General features: G+C 50.1%; 16 protein-coding genes and 1 riboswitch. Of the genes, 13 read left to right on the top strand and 3 right to left on the bottom strand.

The genetic code is table 11. The annotated features are described in order from the left end of the window. The first annotated feature begins 1 nt into the window (after position 1). A riboswitch (THF riboswitch) is annotated at positions 2-121 on the top strand. A 98-nt stretch (positions 122-219) separates the two neighbouring features. The 3 genes from H9Q78_RS01445 (at position 220) to H9Q78_RS01435 (ending at position 3,522) form a co-directional block, all read left to right on the top strand. Further along, entirely contained in the window at positions 220-1,893 is a 1,674-nt protein-coding gene (locus H9Q78_RS01445) for a formate--tetrahydrofolate ligase (RefSeq protein ID WP_249300740.1), read from the top strand. A gap of 101 nt (positions 1,894-1,994) precedes the next feature. Further along, positions 1,995-2,624 carry a cyclodeaminase/cyclohydrolase family protein gene (locus H9Q78_RS01440; RefSeq protein WP_249303168.1) on the top strand — a complete coding sequence of 210 codons (630 nt, stop codon included), beginning with the start codon at positions 1,995-1,997 and terminating at the stop codon, positions 2,622-2,624. A 46-nt stretch (positions 2,625-2,670) separates the two neighbouring features. Next, complete coding sequence (locus H9Q78_RS01435; protein WP_147595908.1) at positions 2,671-3,522, top strand: bifunctional 5,10-methylenetetrahydrofolate dehydrogenase/5,10-methenyltetrahydrofolate cyclohydrolase; 852 nt, start codon at positions 2,671-2,673, stop codon at positions 3,520-3,522. 74 nt (positions 3,523-3,596) lie between these two features. Here the strand turns inward: H9Q78_RS01435 and H9Q78_RS01430 are convergent, their stop codons facing one another. Then, on the bottom strand, positions 3,597-4,949 hold the full coding sequence (locus H9Q78_RS01430; protein ID WP_249303167.1) for an MATE family efflux transporter: 1,353 nt from the start codon (positions 4,947-4,949) through the stop codon (positions 3,597-3,599). A gap of 155 nt (positions 4,950-5,104) precedes the next feature. On the opposite strand from H9Q78_RS01430, the gene H9Q78_RS01425 reads away from it, so the two are divergent. The 3 genes from H9Q78_RS01425 (at position 5,105) to deoD (ending at position 7,025) form a co-directional block, all read left to right on the top strand. Continuing rightward, positions 5,105-5,563, top strand: a complete 459-nt coding sequence (locus H9Q78_RS01425) for an Lrp/AsnC family transcriptional regulator (protein WP_249303166.1) — start codon at positions 5,105-5,107, stop codon at positions 5,561-5,563. A 100-nt stretch (positions 5,564-5,663) separates the two neighbouring features. Beyond that, a complete protein-coding gene (locus tag H9Q78_RS01420) occupies positions 5,664-6,239 on the top strand; it encodes a TetR/AcrR family transcriptional regulator (RefSeq protein WP_249303165.1) in 576 nt (191 codons plus the stop codon). 72 nt (positions 6,240-6,311) lie between these two features. Further along, a complete protein-coding gene (gene deoD, locus H9Q78_RS01415; protein WP_249303163.1) occupies positions 6,312-7,025 on the top strand; it encodes a purine-nucleoside phosphorylase in 714 nt (237 codons plus the stop codon). Here deoD and H9Q78_RS01410 read toward each other — a convergent pair. Continuing rightward, the gene (locus H9Q78_RS01410; RefSeq protein ID WP_249303161.1) at positions 7,015-7,941 is read right to left on the bottom strand and encodes a carbohydrate kinase family protein; all 927 of its coding nucleotides are present in this window, start codon (positions 7,939-7,941) and stop codon (positions 7,015-7,017) included. The genes deoD and H9Q78_RS01410 overlap by 11 nt on opposite strands. Before the next feature lie 85 nt (positions 7,942-8,026). Here H9Q78_RS01410 and cls point away from each other — a divergent pair, with 85 nt between their 5' ends. Genes cls through H9Q78_RS01395 form a run of 3 tightly spaced genes read left to right on the top strand, consistent with a single transcriptional unit; the run spans position 8,027 to position 13,144 of the window. Beyond that, positions 8,027-9,556: a cardiolipin synthase gene (gene cls, locus H9Q78_RS01405; RefSeq protein ID WP_249303159.1), complete on the top strand. Its 1,530-nt coding sequence runs from the start codon at positions 8,027-8,029 to the stop codon at positions 9,554-9,556. 47 nt (positions 9,557-9,603) lie between these two features. After that, positions 9,604-10,578 carry a Gfo/Idh/MocA family protein gene (locus H9Q78_RS01400; protein WP_249303157.1) on the top strand — a complete coding sequence of 325 codons (975 nt, stop codon included), beginning with the start codon at positions 9,604-9,606 and terminating at the stop codon, positions 10,576-10,578. A 43-nt stretch (positions 10,579-10,621) separates the two neighbouring features. After that, a complete protein-coding gene (locus H9Q78_RS01395; protein ID WP_330595205.1) occupies positions 10,622-13,144 on the top strand; it encodes a glycoside hydrolase family 2 protein in 2,523 nt (840 codons plus the stop codon). Between the two features lie 56 nt (positions 13,145-13,200). On the opposite strand, the gene H9Q78_RS01390 is transcribed toward H9Q78_RS01395, so the two are convergent. Beyond that, a complete protein-coding gene (locus H9Q78_RS01390; protein ID WP_249303155.1) occupies positions 13,201-14,256 on the bottom strand; it encodes a PTS transporter subunit IIC in 1,056 nt (351 codons plus the stop codon). Positions 14,257-14,505: 249 nt separating this feature from the next. On the opposite strand from H9Q78_RS01390, the gene H9Q78_RS01385 reads away from it, so the two are divergent. From H9Q78_RS01385 to rnhA, 4 genes are all read left to right on the top strand, one after another. Further along, positions 14,506-15,624 carry a DUF3048 domain-containing protein gene (locus H9Q78_RS01385; protein ID WP_249303151.1) on the top strand — a complete coding sequence of 373 codons (1,119 nt, stop codon included), beginning with the start codon at positions 14,506-14,508 and terminating at the stop codon, positions 15,622-15,624. A 65-nt stretch (positions 15,625-15,689) separates the two neighbouring features. Further along, a complete protein-coding gene (spoIVA, locus tag H9Q78_RS01380; RefSeq protein WP_249303150.1) occupies positions 15,690-17,165 on the top strand; it encodes a stage IV sporulation protein A in 1,476 nt (491 codons plus the stop codon). Positions 17,166-17,324: 159 nt separating this feature from the next. Continuing rightward, positions 17,325-19,019, top strand: coding sequence for a MutS-related protein (locus tag H9Q78_RS01375; protein ID WP_249303149.1), 1,695 nt, complete (start codon positions 17,325-17,327; stop codon positions 19,017-19,019). A gap of 7 nt (positions 19,020-19,026) precedes the next feature. Then, positions 19,027-19,500: a ribonuclease HI gene (gene rnhA / locus H9Q78_RS01370; protein ID WP_249303147.1), complete on the top strand. Its 474-nt coding sequence runs from the start codon at positions 19,027-19,029 to the stop codon at positions 19,498-19,500. Positions 19,501-19,600 lie beyond the last annotated feature (100 nt).

Genomic DNA, 19,600 nt, shown 5'->3' with positions numbered 1-19,600 from the left:
GGGTAGAGTAGGTATTGTGCGTTAAGTGTCACTGGATGGAATGTTGAAAGTGAACGAAGGGTGCCGGGTCACAGTTGATTTGGTGAAAAGGCACCTGCGTTACAATACCGCGTTCGCTACTGTATATATAACAGATCCGTTTTTGGAGAAGGAACGGATACTTAAAACGTATGTACAGGCGGGCCTAAAGGGCCCGTGCGAGAAAGGAGAGTTTTTATTATGGGATTCAAAAGTGACATTGAGATCGCACAGGAGTGCACAATGGCTCCGGTAACGGAGATCGCGGCAAAGGCAGGGATCGAGGAGAAGTACCTGGAGCAGTACGGAAAGTACAAAGCAAAGATCGATTACAACCTGTTGAAAGAGTCAGACAAGAAGGACGGAAAGCTGGTGCTGGTCACCGCCATCAACCCCACACCCGCAGGGGAAGGGAAGACGACGACGACGGTCGGCCTGGCAGACGGCCTCCAGAAGATCGGAAAGAACGTCATGGTAGCCCTGCGTGAGCCTTCCCTCGGGCCGGTGTTCGGCGTGAAGGGCGGAGCGGCAGGCGGCGGATACGCCCAGGTAGTGCCCATGGAGGACATCAACCTCCATTTCACCGGTGACTTCCACGCCATCGGAGCGGCGAACAACCTGCTGGCAGCCATGCTCGATAACCATATCTATCAGGGCAACGCCCTGAACATCGACCCCAGGAGGATCACCTGGAGGAGATGCGTGGACATGAACGACAGACAGCTGCGTTTTGTGGTGGACGGACTGGGCGGAAGGACGAACGGGATGCCCCGCGAGGACGGCTACGACATCACCGTGGCATCGGAGATCATGGCGGTGCTGTGCCTGGCATCCGACATCACGGATCTGAAGGCCCGTCTCTCCAGAGTCATCGTAGGATATACCTACGATCAGAAGCCTGTGACAGCAGGGGATCTGAACGCACAGGGAGCGATGACAGCCCTGTTAAAGGATGCGCTGAAGCCGAACCTGGTGCAGACACTGGAGCATGTGCCGGCCATCGTACACGGCGGCCCCTTCGCGAACATCGCCCATGGATGCAACTCGGTGATCGCGACAAAGATGGCGATGAAGCTGGGCGACTATGCGATCACAGAAGCTGGCTTCGGAGCAGACCTGGGAGCGGAGAAGTTCCTGGACATCAAGTGCCGGATGGCAGGGCTCAGGCCGTCGGCAGTAGTAGTGGTGGCGACGGTGAGAGCGCTGAAGCACCACGGAGGAGTGGCCAAGGCAGACCTCAACAATGAGAACCTGGAAGCATTGGAGAAGGGACTCCCGAACCTGCTGCAGCATGTGGACAATATGAAGAACGTATATAAGCTGCCCTGCGTAGTGGCGATCAACGCGTTCCCGACGGATACCAAGGCGGAGCTGGACCTTGTGGAAGCGAAGTGCCGTGAGCTGGGAGTGAACGTGGCGCTGTCCGAGGTATGGGCAAAAGGCGGAGAAGGCGGAGTGAAGCTGGCAGAGGAAGTAGTGCGCCTCTGTGAAGAGCCGAACGATTTCAGCTTTTCCTATGAGCTTGACGGCAGCATTGAAGAGAAGCTGGATACCATCGTGAAGAGAGTATACCATGGCAAGGGAGTGGTGCTGACGGCGGCAGCGAAGAAGCAGGCGAAGCAGCTGGAGGAGCTGGGCTATGGGGACTGCCCGATCTGTATGGCGAAGACGCAGTACAGCTTTTCGGATGACCAGAAGTTACTGGGAGCGCCGAAGGACTTCGAGGTGACGGTAAGGAACCTGAAGATATCGGCAGGAGCAGGATTCATCGTGGCATTGACAGGAGAGATCATGACGATGCCGGGACTGCCGAAGGTACCGGCTGCAGAGAAGATCGATGTGGATGAGAGCGGAAAGATCACCGGCCTGTTCTAAGAAGCGAAATCTGGAATAGCTTTTTGTTTGTTTATTTGGGGACAGTCCTCCAGGCTGTCCCTTTTTTGAAAGATTCCTGACAGAAAAGCGGAGGTAAGGAAATGGGATTTTCAACTGTACAGTGTAATGAATTTGTGGAAGTGCTCGCTTCAAAGGCTCCTGTACCGGGCGGCGGCGGCGCCAGCGCTCTGGTGGGAGCGGTAGGTACGGCTCTTGGAAATATGGTGGGCTCTCTGACCGTGGGAAAAAAGAAATACGCGGATGTAGAAGAGGAAATGTGGACGCTGAAGTCTAAGGCGGATACTCTTCAAAAGGAGCTTCTTAACCTGATTGAAAGAGATGCGGAAGTATTTGAGCCTTTGGCAAAGGCCTATGGAATGCCCAGAGAAACAGAAGAGGAAAAGGCAGAAAAAGCCCGTGTAATGGAAATTGTCCTGAAGGATGCCTGCTCCGTTCCCATGGAGATCATGGAGAAATGCTGTGATGCGCTCGACCTGATCGTGGAATTTGCCGCAAAGGGTTCTGCTCTGGCTATCAGCGACGCCGGTGTAGGCGCGGTATTCTGCAAAGCCGCGCTCCAGGGAGCCAGCCTGAACGTATATATCAATACAAAGTCCATGAAAAACAGAGAGTACGCGGAAGAACTGAATCAGAAAGCGGATGCGATGCTCGCTAAGTATACGAAACTGGCGGACGAAGTATTTGAAAGTGTATTGGGAAGATTGAAATAATAGCCTGATGGCTTGAATAAATCAATTACAACAGGAGGATTTTGCGATGGCAAAGCAGTTGCTCGGCAAAGAGGTTGCCGCCGCTTTGAATGAAAAGATCAAAGCGAATGTGGAAGGATTAAAAGCAAAAGGAATCAATCCCACACTGGGGATTGTCCGTGTAGGGGAAAGACCGGATGATCTTTCTTATGAAAGAGGCGCGACGAAACGGTGCGATACGCTTGGAGTGGCGGTGGAGAAGTTTCTGCTTCCAGTGGACGTGACGCAGGAAGAGTTGATGGCTACCATTGATAAGGTAAATGAGGATGAGAATATCCATGGGGTATTGATCTTCAGACCGCTTCCCAAGCATTTGGATGAAGCTGCCGTGATTAAGGCGCTGAAGCCGGAAAAGGATGTGGACGGAATCACAGACGGCTCCATGGTGGGAGTATTTGCCGGAACAAAGCAGGGCTTCCCTCCCTGTACCCCTCAGGCGTGTATGGAGATTCTGGATCATTATGGAATCGACTGCACCGGAAAAAAAGCCGTTGTGGTAGGCAGAAGCCTTGTGGTGGGCAAGCCGGCTGCCATGATGCTGATCAAGAAGAATGCTACCGTTACCATTTGCCATACGAGGACAAAGGATATGCCTTCTGTGACAAGAGAAGCGGATATCGTAATCGTAGCGGCAGGACGTGCCGGAGTTGTCAATGAATCTTATGTGGCTCCCGGACAGGTAGTGATCGATGTGGGAATCAATGTGAATGACGAAGGCAAGCTCTGCGGCGACGTGAAATATGACACGGTGGAACCCGTAGTAGACGCGATAACCCCCGTACCCGGAGGAGTAGGAGCAGTTACTACTTCCGTATTGGTCGGACATGTGGTTGAAGCAGCCATGAGAACAGTGGAATAAGGAATCAAAAATACCAGCCCCGACGGCGGACCATAGGTGAACCGGGGGTTGGTATTTTGATATATTTTGTGGGATTATCGCTGTGGAATGCTTGCCTTAAGCAGAGTTTTTCTATGTATTCGGTAATACACCAGCCCAATCGCGTCCGCCAGAAGCCATCCGGCGGGTACAGATACCCATATTCCAATCACTCCGACGGAAGGAATGGCAGAGAGAGCATAGGCCAGCGCGACACGGGTACCCAGGGATACGACAGTGAGGATGACGGACATTCCCGGCTTCTGGACGGCCCGGTAAAGGCCATAGAGTAAGAACAAGCAGCCAATGCCACAGTAAAAGGCTCCTTCTATTCTCAGATACTGTACTCCAATGGAGAGAATCTCAGTCTCATGCGGCTGGACAAAAATCAACATGAGCGGCCGGGCAAATATGCAGACAGCAGTCGTGATCGCCAGACAGAACAGAAGAGATACCAGCATGGCGCTTCGGATACCTTTTTGAATCCGTTTTGTTTCATGAGCTCCGAAGTTCTGCGCGATAAACGTGGAGAAGGCATTCCCAAAATCCTGCACCGGCATGTATGCAAAAGAGTCAATTTTAACAGCGGCTGCAAAGGCAGCCATCACAACGGGACCAAAGCTGTTGATCAGGCCCTGTACCATGAGGATGCCGAAATTCATAATGGACTGCTGCAGACAAGTCAGGAAGGAAAACTGTGCGATTTCTGTTAAATATTCTTTTTTAAACGTTCGGTTCTTTTTTTGTATCCGGAATTCCGGAACGCGGATCAGGGTATACAGAAGAATACCTATGCCGGAGACAAACTGCGACAGGACGGTTGCAATGGCAGCTCCTGCGACTCCCCAATGGAATGAGAGGACAAATACCAGGTCTAAAATGATATTAAGCCCTGCGGAAATGCCGAGAAACAAAAGCGGTACCATGGAATTTCCGATGGAACGAAGGAGAGAGGCATAAAAATTATAGAGGAATGTCGCGCTGATTCCAATGAATATGATCCATAGATAGCTTCTCATGAGAGGATAAATTTCGGGAGGAATTTGGAGCAGCCGCATGATCGGGTCTATCCATATAAAAACGGCGATATTGAGAAAAAGTGTACAGGCTGCTATCAATATAAAAGAAACGAAAAGGCTGGATTTCAGACGATCCATATCTCTTTCTCCATAACGAGTAGAGAAGACGACGCCGCTGCCCATACAGAGCCCCATCAGGATAGAAGTAAGGAAGGTCATGAGCGTGTAAGAAGAGCCTACGGCTGCCAGGGCATTGGAACCCAGGAACTGTCCTACAATAAGAGTATCTGCTATATTGTAAAGCTGCTGCAGAAGATTGCCCAGTATCATAGGGAGCGCAAAGCGCAGCATGGTTGATGTGATATTACCGTGTGTAAGGTCCTTCTTCATGACTCCTCCAAGACAAATAGAAATTTATAAATTTCGTTTCGTATTGATTTTAGGACATATTTTACTTTATGTCAATATTATTATTTCTTTTTGTTGCGAAAAGGGTGAGAATCTAGTAAACTAAAAGAAAAAATACAGAAAAACGAGGTGGCGATATGTTTTTGAGTGGGTTAGACGATCTGGACCAGAAAATCCTGACACTTCTGATTGAAAACGCAAGACTTTCTTATTCCGATATCGGAGAGAAGACCGGTATCTCCCGTGTGGCGGTGAAGGCCAGGATAAGTGCCCTGGAGGACAAAGGGATCATAGAAGAATATACGACTGTCATCAATCCTCAGAAAATAAGCGGAGCCGTGTCCTGTTATTTTGAAATTGAGACAGAACCTGCCTGTCTCCAGGATGTCATAGATCGTCTGAATGGGAATGAATCCATCACGCAGATTTATCGTGTGACCGGCAGGAGCAAGCTTCATGTACACGCAGTCGCGGCAGGGCAGGAGGAGATGGAACGCCTGATCCGGCAGGAAATGGATACCCTTCCCGGGATTCTGAATATCACCTGTGATACGATTCTGTCCCGGATCAAGGATATCAAGGGCCTGCGGCTGTAGACGACCCTATTTCCGATTGACAAGATGGGAAATATATGATTCTATTTTATTAAATATATATTCAATGAAATATAATTTAACGAAAAGATGAGGAAAATCAATGGGTCTGAGGTCCGAACAGAAGGAAAAGAGAAAAGAAGCAATCATTTGGGCGGCTGTTGACCAGTTTTCGTCTAAAGGGTATTCCGCTACAAAGATTGAGGATATCGCGAAGGCTGCGGGGATGAGCTCTGGTCTTTTGTTTCATTATTTTGACTCCAAAGAAAATCTTTATGAAGAGCTGATCAAAATGGGGCTGGATGGAAAGAGCTTGCCGTTTGAAATGGATTTTTCTTCACCTCTGGCTTTTTTTCAAAATTATACAGTAAAGCTTTTTTCTCTTGTAAAGGAGAAACCGCAGGCGGCAAAATTATTTGTTTTGACGGCACAGGCGCAAAGAGGAGACGGCGCCCCTGAGAAAATACGGAGGTTGGCTAGGAATGAAAATACCATAGAGTTCTCAGCTGAGCTGATTCGGCTGGGACAGATGCAGGGAAGCATCCGAAAGGGAGACGCCATGGCTTTGTCACTGGCTTTTTGGTGCAGCGTCCAGGGAATCATGGAACAGCTGGCAGTCAGCGAGGCTTTGCCGGTTCCGGATTCGGACTGGCTTTTGGATATTCTGAGAGGGAAATAATCGGTATGGTTCCTGGTAATCTTCTACTAAATGTGGTAAACTGGTAAAAACAGAAAACAGGAGGTATGGAAAATGGCGACCCCTCACAATCAGGCGGAGACAGGTGAAATAGCGGAAAGTATCCTGTTGCCGGGCGATCCGCTGAGAGCGAAATTCATTGCAGAGAATTTTCTGGAGGATGTGGAGGAATTCAACTCCGTGCGGAATATGCTGGGATTTACGGGAAACTATCAGGGAAAACGGGTATCGGTCATGGGAACTGGCATGGGCTGTCCGTCCATAGGGATATATTCTTATGAACTGATTCATTTTTATGGCGTGAAGAATCTGATCCGGGTGGGATCTTGTGGAAGCGTTCAGGAACATGTGCGGGTGGGAGATATCGTGATGGCCATGGGAGCCAGCACCGACGGAGGTTATGCCCACCAGTATAAACTGCCTGGGACTTATTCTGCGACAGCTTCCTATGAGTTGCTTGCAAGAGCCGTGCAGTCGGCATCCGAACACGGATTTTCCCATGTGGAAGGAAATATTCTTTCCTCTGATCTTTTTTACACGGAAACTCCTGAATGGAAGGAATGGGCGAAGATGGGGATTTTGTCCATTGAGATGGAAAGCTATGCGCTCTACTGCAATGCAAACCGGGCTGGGGTCCGGGCGCTGGGGATCTTTACGGTATCCGATTCCATTGTGACAGGAGAATCCCTTCCGGCGAAAGAACGCCAGGTGGGATTCACCAATATGATGCAGGTGGCATTGGAAACAGCCGTTTCCTTTACGGAATAGGAAGACTTTGCGGAGCCGGGACACAGAGGGCGTCAAATGCCTCTTTGGAGAGACAAGCTCCCCTTGTCCCGACGACCGCCGCGGAAACCCGGTTGGCAGTCCGGATGGATTCTTTCAGGGAAAGTCCCATTGCCAGACAGGCCATGACGGCTCCGATATGCGCGTCTCCGGCGCCTATGGTGTCTGTCACGGTATCTGTCTGTACCGGGGGTACATATCCGCAGGAGGTCCCTTCATTGTAATAAGCGCCGTTTTCTCCCAGCGTGACGATCACGATGTTTCCGGTGAGGGTGTGAAGCGTCTGAGCCGCCTGTTCCACCGTTTCTTTTCCGGTATAGGACAGCGCTTCTGTCTCGTTCAGGTGAAGGACGGGGCGCAGGGCGAAAAGGCGGTTCAACTTGTCTTGTTCAATCTGGCAGATTCGGGGCCCCGGAGCGAAAAATATCTGAAGGCCGGGAGCTGCTTCCAAATAGCGCAGGATAGTTTCTCCTGTGGATTCTTCTATTTCCAGGCCGCACACGTAAGTATAGTCCCGGCAGTTTTTTGGGAGAAGCTGGAACCATTCCTCCCGGAACCGGTATTCGGCGCCGCGGTGGGAAAGAAAGGTCCGTTCCCCGCTGTCTTCTACGAAGCAGTAGCAGCATCCGTTTTTTTCCTCGGGGGATGGGATGGGAACAGAGACATTCCGTGCGGCAAGCTCACTGCGTATGAAGTCTCCGTAGACTCCTGTCCCTATGGGAGAAAATAAGACCGCCGGAATCTGGAACAGCCGGATCGTATGAAAGACGTTCCAGGCACATCCGCCCAGAGACATTTCCTGACTTATGATATGAATATCTTCTCCGGTAGAGGGAAGATGTGGAATCCGTATGATGACATCGGCTGCGGCAGAGCCGATCACTAGACAATTTGGCATATAAAGCCTCCCTTTCTTGACTGCCATTATAATACCATAAAATGCTGGGAAAAGAAATGATATCATCGGGGGCAAAGAGGTGTTTATGAAATACAAAAAGCTGATAACCAACAGAATTCTGATCACAGGACTGCTTCTGATCATTCAGGTAGTATGGATGGCAATCCTTCTTTTAAAGCTGGGCAACTATTCCGTTTGGATCAATATTGCATTTTCTGTCCTCAGCGTTCTGATCGTGCTTTATATAATCGGTAAAGATGAAAACTCGGCGTATAAAATTGCCTGGATCATCCTGATTCTTTGTCTGCCCTTGTTCGGCGGCCTTTTGTATCTTTGCTTCGGAAATAAAAATCCATCTAAAAAGATGCGCAAGCGCCTGGAATTGGAACACAGACGCCTGGAAAAGGAATTTCAGGGTGACGATACGGCCATAGATGAAATACGGGCGCTGGATGAACGGGCCTCGGGCGTCAGCACTTATCTTAAAAATGCCAGCGATTATGCCATATATAAGGACACGGACTCCAAATATTATCCTGTAGGCGAGCTGATGTTCAAAGACATGCTGGAGGCCTTGGAGAAGGCGGAATATTATATTTTCATGGAGTACTTCATCATAGAAGAAGGCGTCATGTGGAACAAGATTCTGGAGGTCCTGGAGCGTAAGGTGTCACAGGGCGTGGATGTCCGGCTCATTTATGACGACATGGGCTGTGTGGCGCTGCTGCCCGGCAGCTACGCAAAGATTCTGGAGAAAAAAGGGATTAAGTGCATGGCGTTCAACCCATTCGTTCCATTCCTTTCCATGGTCATGAATCACCGGGATCACAGAAAGATCATGGTGATAGACGGCCATACAGCTTTTACCGGAGGAATCAATCTGTCGGATGAATATATCAACCTGAAGCAGCGGTTCGGCCATTGGAAGGATACGGGAGTACGGCTTAAGGGAGAAGCGGTCTGGAATTTCACTTTGATGTTCCTGGAAATGTGGAACGCTTACCGGAAGGAGGACAGGAGCCTGGAACAGTATAAGACTCATGTCCATCATCCAAATGCTTTTGCAGGCAGCGGATATGTGCAGCCCTTCGGAGATTCTCCTCTGGATAATGAGACCGTCGCGGAAAATGTCTATATTGAGATTCTTAACCAGGCGAGACATTACTGCTATATCTTCACACCGTATTTGATCGTGGATAATGAGATGAAGACGGCCCTTTCCCTGGCAGCCAAGCGGGGAGTGGATGTGCGGATCGTGACTCCGGGGATACCGGATAAGCCTCTGGTCTTCCGGCTCACCCGTTCCAATTACGCGCCGCTCCTCCGGGCAGGCGTGAAGATATACGAATATACACCGGGCTTTATCCACGCGAAGAGCTATGTATGCGACGATGAATTTGCGGTCGTAGGAACCATTAATATGGATTACAGGAGTCTGTATCTGCACTTTGAGTGCGGAACATTCATGTATCGGACAGAAGCGGTGATGGATCTTAAGATGGACGCTGTCCAGACCATAGGAAAGAGCAGGCCGGTTTCCCTCAGGGAATGCCGGACTGGAATCTTTGGAGGTCTGCTGGATTCGGTACTGCGGATACTGGCCCCTTTGTTTTAAAATAATGGAAGGATTTGTACATCACATGGTACGGAAGGAGGCTATCTATGAAAGTGGGAATTTTGGGGGCGGGGAATATCGCCAATCAAATGGCGGAAGCGGTCTGCGGTCTTCGTGGAAAACAGGTGGAGGCATACGCCGTAGCGTCCAGGGATCATGCACGGGCAAAGGCATTTGCAGATAAATACGGTATTAAAAAAGCGTATGGCTCATATGAAGAGCTGGTAAACGACGGAGAGGTGGATCTGATTTATGTGGCGACACCCCATTCCCATCATTATGAGCATATGAAGCTGTGCCTGAATCATGGGAAAGCGGTCTTATGCGAAAAAGCGTTTACCGTAAACGCCGCACAGGCCAGGGAAATCTGTGCCCTTTCAGAAGAAAAAGGGATTCTGGCGGCAGAGGCCATATGGACCCGCTATATGCCCAGCCGAAAAATGATCGATGAGATCATCGCAGACGGCGCCATCGGGAAGGTACGTTCTCTCAGCGCCAATCTGTGTTATGTCATCCACCATGTTCCGCGGTTAAAGGATCCGGCTTTGGCCGGAGGCGCGCTTCTTGACGTGGGAGTCTATACCCTGAATTTCGCCTCCATGGTCTTTGGAGACGACATAAAGACGATGGCCTCGGCAGCCGTCTTGACAGACGCCGGCGTGGACGAACAGAACAGCATTATTCTGACCTATGAGGACGGCAGGATGGCTTATCTTTACAGTGGAATGTCAGTCCAGAGCGATAGAGAAGGGATCATAAACGGCGATAAGGGATACATAAAGGTTCAGAACATCAACAACTGTGAATACATCCGTGTATATGGCCTGGACCGGGAGCTGAAAGCAGAATATAAGGTTCCGGAACAGATAAACGGATATGAATATGAAGTACTGGCCTGCCAGGAGGCACTTAAAAACGGCGCGGTCGAATGCCCTCAAATGCCCCATTCTGAGACCATACGAATCATGGAATGGATGGATGAGCTTAGAGCTTCGTGGGGCGTGGTATATCCCTGCGAATAAAGAAGCGGAGGCAGAATCAGGAGACAAGAGAGGCAGAAAGTGAATGGAAGGATTGAAGACGAGGTGGAGTGATTCCGTTACCCCCGATCATGTCTGGAGGGAATATCCCAGGCCTTCTCTGGTGCGAAACGGCTGGATGAATCTGAACGGCTTCTGGGAATATAAGTTCACAGAAGATGAGAATATACCGGACGCATATGAAGGACAGATTCTTGTTCCTTTTTCTCCAGAAGCGCCTCTGTCCGGGGTGAACCGGCAGCTTATGCCGGAAGAGTGGCTCTGGTACCGGAGATTTTTTTCGGCTGGAGATCTGCTGCAAAAATATGAAGCCGGCCGTCTGCTCCTCCATTTTGGAGCAGTGGACCAGTCCTGTACGGTATACGTCAATGGGAAAGAAGCAGGAAATCATGTGGGAGGATATCTGCCGTTCACATTGGATATCACGGATTTTTGCAGTCGGGAGGCAGAAAACGAGATACTGCTTAAAGTGAAGGATGTAAGCGATGCCTCATGGCACAGCAGAGGGAAGCAGAAAATCGCCTGCGGCGGCATGTTTTATACGGCTCAAAGTGGTATCTGGCAGCCGGTCTGGCTGGAAGCCGTACCGGAAGATTCTGTCCGCTATGTCCGGATCCGCACGGACTATGAGGAAGGGCTGGTTAAAATCAAGGTGGGGACCAGGAGAACGGTCCCGGTGCAGATAACAGTCTTAAAACCGTTTTCCGACGCACTTGTAACGGGATTTTCGGAACACGGAGCTTTGCCTGAGGGAGAATGGGAAGAGCATAAAGTTAGAATCATGGCTTCTGGAAGCAGGGAGTGGACCATCGGCCTTGGGGATTTTGAGAGCTGGTCACCGGAGCATCCCTTTCTCTATGGAGTGCTCATAAAAACGGAGCAGGATTCTGTGCTCAGTTATTTTGCCATGCGAAGATGTGAAGTTAAAAGAGACGAAAATGGAATCGCCAGGATCTTTCTGAATAAACGCCCTTATTTTCAGACGGGCGTCCTTGACCAGGGATACTGGCCTGACGGTCTCTATACGGCTCCATGTGACCAGGCGCTCATCCATGATATTGAGCTGGCAAAAGGCATGGGATTCCGGATGATGAGAAAACACGTGAAGATAGAACAGGAGAGATGGTACTATCATTGTGACAGGCTGGGAATGCTGGTTTGGCAGGATATGGTCAACGGAGGGAGCTCATACAGACAATGGTTTGTCACTTATCTGGCGACCGTTTTCAGCTATCTTCATATTTCCGTGAAGGATTGCTGGCGGAGGCTTCTTTCCCGAAGGGAGAAGGAAGGCTGCGCGGAGTTTCGCAGGGAGGTCAGGGAAACGGTGAAGGCTCTTTACAACCATCCGTGCATTGTCTGCTGGGTTCCGTTCAATGAAGGATGGGGGCAGTTTGACGCAGAGGGGATCACCGGGGAGATTCGGAGCCTTGATGAGTCGCGCATCATAGACCAGGCCAGCGGCTGGTATGACCAGGGCGGAGGAGACATAAAAAGTATCCATTCTTATTTTCTGCCTTTCGTGTTTCGAAAGGAGGAGCGGGCAGCAGCTCTTACGGAGTTTGGCGGCTATTCTCTGCAGGCAGACGGATACCGCCTCAGCGGAAAAGCATATGGCTATAAGCGGTTTGATTCGGAGGAGGAACTAAAGAATGGTTTGAAGCGCCTCATGGAAAAAATCGTGATTCCTTCTGTAAAAAGAGGGATTTCCGCCACGGTATATACCCAGCTTTCCGATATTGAAGATGAAATAAATGGATTAGTGACCTACGACAGGGAAATTGCAAAGGTGGATAAAAACTGGATGAAGGCTTTGAATGAGAGGCTTATCCGCCAGGGGGAGTCAAACAGCATTCCAGAGGGCACGGGGCGGAAAAAGACGGTATTTGCCGAAAAAAAGAGTGCGGCGGTGTCCATTATTGGAGGCAGCGACGGGCCGACTGCCGTTTTCCTGGCGGGAAAGAGCAGGAATAAAGGAAAAGCGAGAGAGAAATGGGAAAGGCAGCTGGAGTTTCTTTGCCGTGATACAGAACCGGGCACTCACACCGTTGAAGAATTGGAAAAGTATCTGATTGAGAAATATGGAGCAGAGAAGCAGGATCCGAATTCCCGTTCTTATGAGATGGCCAGACGGTGCATGTGGGGAAGCCTGGTGCTTGACGAATGTCCGGAGCTCGTAAAGACTCCGAAGCCTGCGCCTCTTGGAAGGCATCCGGGAAAAGCAGAGCTGGAGGCATATATCAGCCAGATGGAGAAACGGAACCGGGAGGCAGAGCTGGTTCCCTCCAGTGCACTTCCCATGAAATATGAGAGGTATCGGATTCACTTGAAGGAAGACGGAAAGGTATACGGGGAATTAAACGTGGAAACAGAGGCGGTGCGCCAGCGTATGTCGGTTTCGTTTTCCGCGGAAAGCAGATGGGACGAAGCAAATAAAGCGGCTGCCGATATTTATCGGTATTTTGGCGTCAGCGCGGAGGACATGGAGAAAAGAAGCGAGCGGTTCCTGGCTTATGCGGCTGCCATGGATATGAAAAGACATCTGTGAACCAGAAAACCGGCCTGTGTATATAGCGCAGGCCGGTTTTGCCGTATTCAATGTGATCAAACGTCCAGCTTCATATCGCCGTCCTTGATCCAGTTCTTTTTTCTCATGAACCAGGATATCAGATAGGCAAGGATACCGGGCAGAAGGAAATGGAGCAGTGCGATTTTAAGGAGCACGACGGCGGCGCCCTCTGCGGCTGCCATGGTCTGGAAAGTCATGATCTGTCCCACCAGGCCGGCAGTCCCCATTCCTGAGCCGACGGGGTTATTGGTCATATGAAAGACCATGGTGGACAGAGGCCCTAATATGGCGCTGCTGATGATGGCCGGCAGCCAAATGACCGGTTTTCTGACGATATTGGGAACCTGGAGCATACTGGTGCCGATGCCCTGTGCCAGCAGTCCGCCCATTTTGTTTTCTTTATAACTGGCTACCGCGAAGCCTACCATGTTGGCGCAGCACCCGACTGTGGCGGCACCCGCTGACAGGCCGGCCAGACTCAGGGATACGCCGAGGGCTGCTGAGCTGATGGGCAGGGTGAGGATCATCCCCATCAGGACGGATACAATGATGCCCATGAGGAAAGGCTGCTGCTCGGTTCCCCAATTAATCAGCGCTCCTAAAGAGGTCATGAAAGCGGAGATGGGAGGGCTGAGGACAAGGCCGACGGCGGAACCGGCGGTGATACAGACAATCGGAGTCAGGACAATGTCCAGCTTCGTTTTGCCCGCGATCAGGTGCCCGATCTCAATTCCCACATATGCGGCGATAAACGCGCCGAGAGGTTCTCCGGGGCCGGTCAGGACGATGCTCCCGTCAACAAGCACCTTTCCTGCGATGATCTGGCTGGCGAAAGCGCCGACCATGCCGCTGGTGGCCGCGGAAAGGACTACCAGGGGACTTTCTTTAAATTTGCATGCTACGCCGCAGCCAATGCCTGCGCCGGTCAGAGCCGCAGCCATTTTGCCGAAGAAGAACAGAAAGTTCCCCACGGGCCCGCCGATCAAGTTTCCGATCTGCTGGATGATGGTTCCGACGATCAATGTGGAAAAGAGGCCAGTGGCCATGCCGCTGAGGCCGTCGATGAACAGCCGGTTCAGCCATTTTTTCATAAGTGTTACCGCCTTTCTCATACTTTGTTTTGCTCTCCCAGACAATACTTATGTAAAATAAATAAATACAACTGTCTTGTCATATGCCGCAACCCAGCATACCACAGAACAGGAAAAGAAGCAAGAGATTTTTATGGGAATCCATGGAAAAGAAAATTGCGGTAAAGTACTGGATATGATACAATTGATATACATCAATGCTGAGTTTAAGGAAAGTCTGAATTCTATATGGGGGAGGCGGGAATGTATATGAAAAAACTTAGAAAAAGAAAGCTTCAAATGGGAGTATCTTTGTTTGTTATTCTGATGCTTTTGGCCGGCTGCGGAAAGAAGCAGGAGGAGACTGCGAAAGCGACTGAAACGGAAAAAGCTGCGGCAACTGTTCCGGAAACGTCGGCTGTCACGGAAACGGCAGAGACAGAGCCGGAGACAGAAGCGGTCCCGGAGGGGATGGTCAGGAGCTATCTGACGGGCCAATGGGTGCCGGAGCAGATTGGCCGGAGACGGCCGGCCGCCGTGATGATCAGCAATGTAAAAGCAGCCCAGCCAAGCTATGGATTGAGCGCGGCGGATGTGATATATGAAGCGCCCGCAGAGGCCAGCGCCGTGCGTTTTGTGGCCTTTTTTGAACAGTATGACGATCTGAAGGAGATAGGCTCCATCCGGAGTGCCAGAACTTACCATGCGTTCTTTCAAAAGGAATTTGAGTCTATCTTTTTCCACTATGGACAGTGCGAATATGCAAGGCCTTATCTGGAAGGCGGCCAGTGCGACTGCGTGAACGGTGTGACAGGGGCCAGCGAGTGGGCTTACCACAGCATGGAGGGCCGTGAAAAGCCTCATCACCACTTTACATCGGGCGAAGAGATTAAGTACGCTATAGAACGGATGGGATACGATAACCAGTATCCGGAAAGCTATACGGGCCATTATCAGTTTGCGGCGGACGGAGAAACGCCGTCCATGCCTGATGCGTCGCCTGCAAGCCGGGTATCTGTGGAATACATTTCCAATAAGCCTTGGTTTGAATACAATGCCGAGGACAGTCTTTATTACCGCTATCAGTTCGAGGGGCCTCATGTGGACGCTGGCAATGACGAACAGCTGACCTGCAAAAATATCATCATCCAGGTGTGTGACTATGAACATTATTTTGATACGGATTATCTGAATATTTTTGTACAGGGGGAAGGCGTAGGACAGTTTATCACCGACGGAAAAGTGATACCGGTCACCTGGAAAAAGGACGGAGAATGGGGCGTGACCCATTATTATGATTCGCAGGGCAACGAGATCAAGCTGAACCAGGGAAAGACCTGGGTCTGTATTGTCCGGACGGAACGGGTCGGACGAGTACAAATTTCATAATTAAAGGGAATAATGGGAAATCCCTTCTGCATATACTTTATCAGCATATACAGGAGGGATTTTTTATGGACAATTTTCATGTATACAAGGACATCCAGGCAAGAACGGGCGGAGAGATCTATGTGGGAGTGGTGGGGCCGGTACGGACGGGTAAATCTACTTTTATTAAAAGATTTATGGATCTTCTAGTGCTGCCGAATATCAAGGATGCCCACGAAAAGAGCAGGGCACAGGATGAACTGCCGCAGTCAGCGGCCGGAAAGACCATCATGACGACGGAACCGAAATTTATACCGAAAGAAGCGGCGGCTATCCAGGTGGGAAATGACGTGGATGTAAAGGTGCGGCTGATCGACTGTGTAGGCTTTATGGTGGACGGGGCAAGCGGGCATATAGAGAACGAAGAAGAGCGGATGGTAAAAACGCCCTGGTTCGATTATGAGATCCCCTTTACCCAGGCGGCGGCCATCGGGACGGAAAAGGTAATTAAGGAACATTCCACCATCGGTATTGTCATCACCACCGACGGTTCCTTTGGAGAGATTCCCAGGGCCGGATACATAGAAGCAGAGAAACAGACCATCGATGAGCTTAGGGAGATCGGTAAACCTTTTGTTATGCTTCTGAATACCATGATGCCCTATTCTGATGAAGCTAAAGGGCTGGCAGCGAAGCTGTCGGAGGAATACCAGGTTCAGGTGCTCCCGGTCAACTGCGAGCAGCTTAAAAAAGACGATATTACCAGGATACTGGAAGAGGTGCTGAATGAATTCCCGGTATCGGAATTGGATTTCTATATGCCGAAATGGGCAGAGATCCTGCCTGCCACCCACTGGCTGAAGGAAAGGATTCTGGGCATCGTGAAGGAGATGATGGGTGGAATTACATATATGAAGGACCTGCTGTCGGAATATATCCAGGGAGATGATTCCCCCATTAAGAGGGTACAGCTCCGGCGCGCCGATCTGTCCGATGGGAAGGTTTCTCTCGATGTAATGGTAGACGATGGAGTCTATTATCAGATACTGAGCGATTACACCGGCGTGCCAATCGGCGGGGAATATCAGCTGATGGGGATTTTGAAGCAGTTCGCCAAAACCAAAGGAGAATATGACAAGATGAAGAATGCCATGGACGCTGTCCGGCAAAAAGGATATGGAGTCATCATGCCGGAGCGGAGTGAGATTCTTCTGGATGATCCTGAGGTCATTAAGCACGGGAATAAATTTGGAGTCAAGATACACGCTCAGGCTCCTTCCATTAACCTGATCCGGGCTTCCATAGAAACAGAGATTGCTCCCATCGTAGGAGATGAGAAACAGGCGGAGGATCTGATCGCTTATATCCGGGAGAACAGCCAGGAGAATGACGACGGCGTATGGAATACCAGTATTTTTGGGAAATCCATAGAACAGATCGTCACAGACGGCATTCAGACAAAGGTGGCTCAGATGACTGACTCCTGTCAGCTGAAGCTTCAGGAAACCCTCCAGAAGATCATCAACGACAGCAATGGCGGCATGATCTGTATCATCATCTGATTGTTGACTTTCAGACGGGAAGCTTTTATACTTGTTCTGATGACCGCAGAGAGAAACGAGGGTGCATAGATCCGGCGGCGCCGGCCGATTCCAATACCGCCGCAGGCCGGGATGTGCATCTTTCATAGCTTTGACAGAGAATCACAAGAGGATGACAGAATGGATGAACAGACTATGATTTATATTGGCATTATTGCCGGGGTGCTTCTGATCCTGTTGGTACAGTATTTTGTATCCAGAAAAGCAAACTATCGGAATATATGTCAGAAGGTGAAGGAACAGTGGGGAAAGGTTTCAGACCGGGAATATACACTGGAAGAATTTGACAAGATCTCCCATTACTATGAACAGCATAAGGGAGAACGGTTTTCCATCGACGATATCACATGGAACGACATGGGAATGGATGATATTTTTCTCCTTTTAAATACGACTGGATCGGCAATCGGAGAAGAATACCTGTACTGGGCGCTCCGTACGCCGGAATTTGATGAGAAGGTTCTTAAGCGCCGTTCGGAGCTGGCTGATTATTTCCGCGCCAATGTTTCTGCACGGGAACAGTACGCAGTCTGCTTCGCGCAGATGGGGAGAAAAAAAAGAATCGCGCTTGCGGATTATGTCCATAAGCTGAAAGAGATGCCAAAAACAGCGGCATGGCCCCATGTGCTGGCAATACTGCTTTTGATCGGCGCCGTCGGCTCCTTCGGGATTCGTCCGGCTTATGGCGTCGGAATCCTGCTGTGTGCGATCATATTCAATGTCATCACTTACTATAAGTATAAAGGGGATATGGATGTCTATTTCCAATGTATGTCCGAGGTAGCGGACCTGGTGGAATACGGCATCAGGCTGAACCGTATTGACGTAAAAGCAGAGGTTCTGGAGCCTTATCAGGAAAATCTCAGGGAGACTTGTAAAGGCCTTAAGCCGGTCAGGAGTCAGTCCTGGATTCTGTCCACCAAATCAGGAGTGGGAGGTTCCCTCATGGAAGCTGCCATGGACTACCTGTGTATGATGACACATCTGGATCTTCTGATGTTCCACAGGATCACAAAAGTGGTAAAAAATAAAGGAGCGGAGCTGGAGCTCCTTATGGAAACCATGGGACGCCTGGAACTGGGACTCTGTATCGGATCCTACCGGGAGTTTCTGGGCACCTTTTGTGAACCGGTTTTCCACAGAAAGTCTGCTGGAACACTTTGCTGTCAGGAAATCTACCATCCGCTGGTGGAGAATGCCGTACCGAATACCATAAGGACGGACAAGCCGGTGCTGGTGACCGGCTCCAATGCCTCCGGCAAATCCACATTTCTTAAGACCATCGGGATAAACGCCATTCTGGCACAGACCATATACACGGTTTCGGCAAGATATTATGAAACGGATTTTTGCAAGGTGTATTCCTCCATGGCTTTGAGCGACAGCCTGGAGACCAAAGAGAGCTATTATATGGTGGAGATAAAATCCCTCAAGCGGATACTGGATACCATTGGAGATGAGATACCGGTACTCTGTTTTATCGATGAGGTCCTGCGGGGCACCAATACGGTGGAGCGGATTTCAGCATCAACTAAGATCCTGGAGAGCATGGCGGGGAAAAATGTTCTCTGCTTTGCCGCTACCCATGACATCGAGCTGACGAAGCTTCTTTGCGATCTATATGCCAACTATCATTTTGAAGAGCAGATTGAAGATAATGATGTACTGTTTTCGTACAAGCTGTATCCGGGCAGGGCGGAGACCAGAAATGCGATTCGGCTTTTGAGTATCATGGGATATGACGGCAGGATCATCGAAAATGCTCAGGCTATGGCGGAGCGGTTTGTAAAAACCGGGGAATGGAGTCTTAAATAGGATGAATATGAAGGTGACGATATATACGGACGGCTCGGCCAGGGGAAATCCCGACGGGCCTGGAGGCTATGGAGCCGTTCTCCAATATGTGGACGGCAGCGGCGTGCTTCATGAGAAGGAATTGTCCGCAGGATATAAGAAGACTACGAATAACCGGATGGAACTCATGGGAGTCATTGCGGGCCTGGAGGCCTTAAACAGGCCGTGTGAGGTGGAGATTGTTTCCGATTCGGCCTATGTGGTGAAGGCATTCACAGAGCACTGGCTGGACGGATGGATTCGGAAGGGATGGAAGCGCGGAAAGAACGAACCGGTAAAGAACGTAGATTTGTGGAAACGGCTTTTGAAAGCCAAGGAACCGCATGAGGTATCCTTCCGATGGGTGAAGGGGCATGCAGGACATCCGGAAAATGAAAGATGCGACTGTCTGGCGACGGCCGCCGCGGACGGAGACAATCTTTTGACAGACGAGGGCGCTTGACAGCGTCCTTTTCCACTTTATTCTTGCAGAAAAAAGCGGTTTGTGATACGATATGATAATGAGTAAAAATATGGACGATTTTACAAGGAGGAGATAATAG

Origin of the sequence: Qiania dongpingensis (genome assembly GCF_014337195.1) — a bacterium.
Taxonomy (GTDB): domain Bacteria; phylum Bacillota; class Clostridia; order Lachnospirales; family Lachnospiraceae; genus Lientehia; species Lientehia dongpingensis.
This window is presented reverse-complemented; position numbering and strand designations above follow the sequence as displayed.

Bases quoted from the DNA above. Each gene is read 5' to 3' on its own strand.
- H9Q78_RS01445 (WP_249300740.1), top strand. From the start codon at position 220: ATGGGATTCAAAAGTGACATTGAGATCGCACAGGAGTGCACAATGGCT.
- H9Q78_RS01440 (WP_249303168.1), top strand. From the start codon at position 1,995: ATGGGATTTTCAACTGTACAGTGTAATGAATTTGTGGAAGTGCTCGCT.
- H9Q78_RS01435 (WP_147595908.1), top strand. From the start codon at position 2,671: ATGGCAAAGCAGTTGCTCGGCAAAGAGGTTGCCGCCGCTTTGAATGAA.
- H9Q78_RS01430 (WP_249303167.1), bottom strand. From the start codon at position 4,949: ATGAAGAAGGACCTTACACACGGTAATATCACATCAACCATGCTGCGC.
- H9Q78_RS01425 (WP_249303166.1), top strand. From the start codon at position 5,105: ATGTTTTTGAGTGGGTTAGACGATCTGGACCAGAAAATCCTGACACTT.
- H9Q78_RS01420 (WP_249303165.1), top strand. From the start codon at position 5,664: ATGGGTCTGAGGTCCGAACAGAAGGAAAAGAGAAAAGAAGCAATCATT.
- deoD (WP_249303163.1), top strand. From the start codon at position 6,312: ATGGCGACCCCTCACAATCAGGCGGAGACAGGTGAAATAGCGGAAAGT.
- H9Q78_RS01410 (WP_249303161.1), bottom strand. From the start codon at position 7,941: ATGCCAAATTGTCTAGTGATCGGCTCTGCCGCAGCCGATGTCATCATA.
- cls (WP_249303159.1), top strand. From the start codon at position 8,027: ATGAAATACAAAAAGCTGATAACCAACAGAATTCTGATCACAGGACTG.
- H9Q78_RS01400 (WP_249303157.1), top strand. From the start codon at position 9,604: ATGAAAGTGGGAATTTTGGGGGCGGGGAATATCGCCAATCAAATGGCG.
- H9Q78_RS01395 (WP_330595205.1), top strand. From the start codon at position 10,622: ATGGAAGGATTGAAGACGAGGTGGAGTGATTCCGTTACCCCCGATCAT.
- H9Q78_RS01390 (WP_249303155.1), bottom strand. From the start codon at position 14,256: ATGAAAAAATGGCTGAACCGGCTGTTCATCGACGGCCTCAGCGGCATG.
- H9Q78_RS01385 (WP_249303151.1), top strand. From the start codon at position 14,506: ATGAAAAAACTTAGAAAAAGAAAGCTTCAAATGGGAGTATCTTTGTTT.
- spoIVA (WP_249303150.1), top strand. From the start codon at position 15,690: ATGGACAATTTTCATGTATACAAGGACATCCAGGCAAGAACGGGCGGA.
- H9Q78_RS01375 (WP_249303149.1), top strand. From the start codon at position 17,325: ATGGATGAACAGACTATGATTTATATTGGCATTATTGCCGGGGTGCTT.
- rnhA (WP_249303147.1), top strand. From the start codon at position 19,027: ATGAAGGTGACGATATATACGGACGGCTCGGCCAGGGGAAATCCCGAC.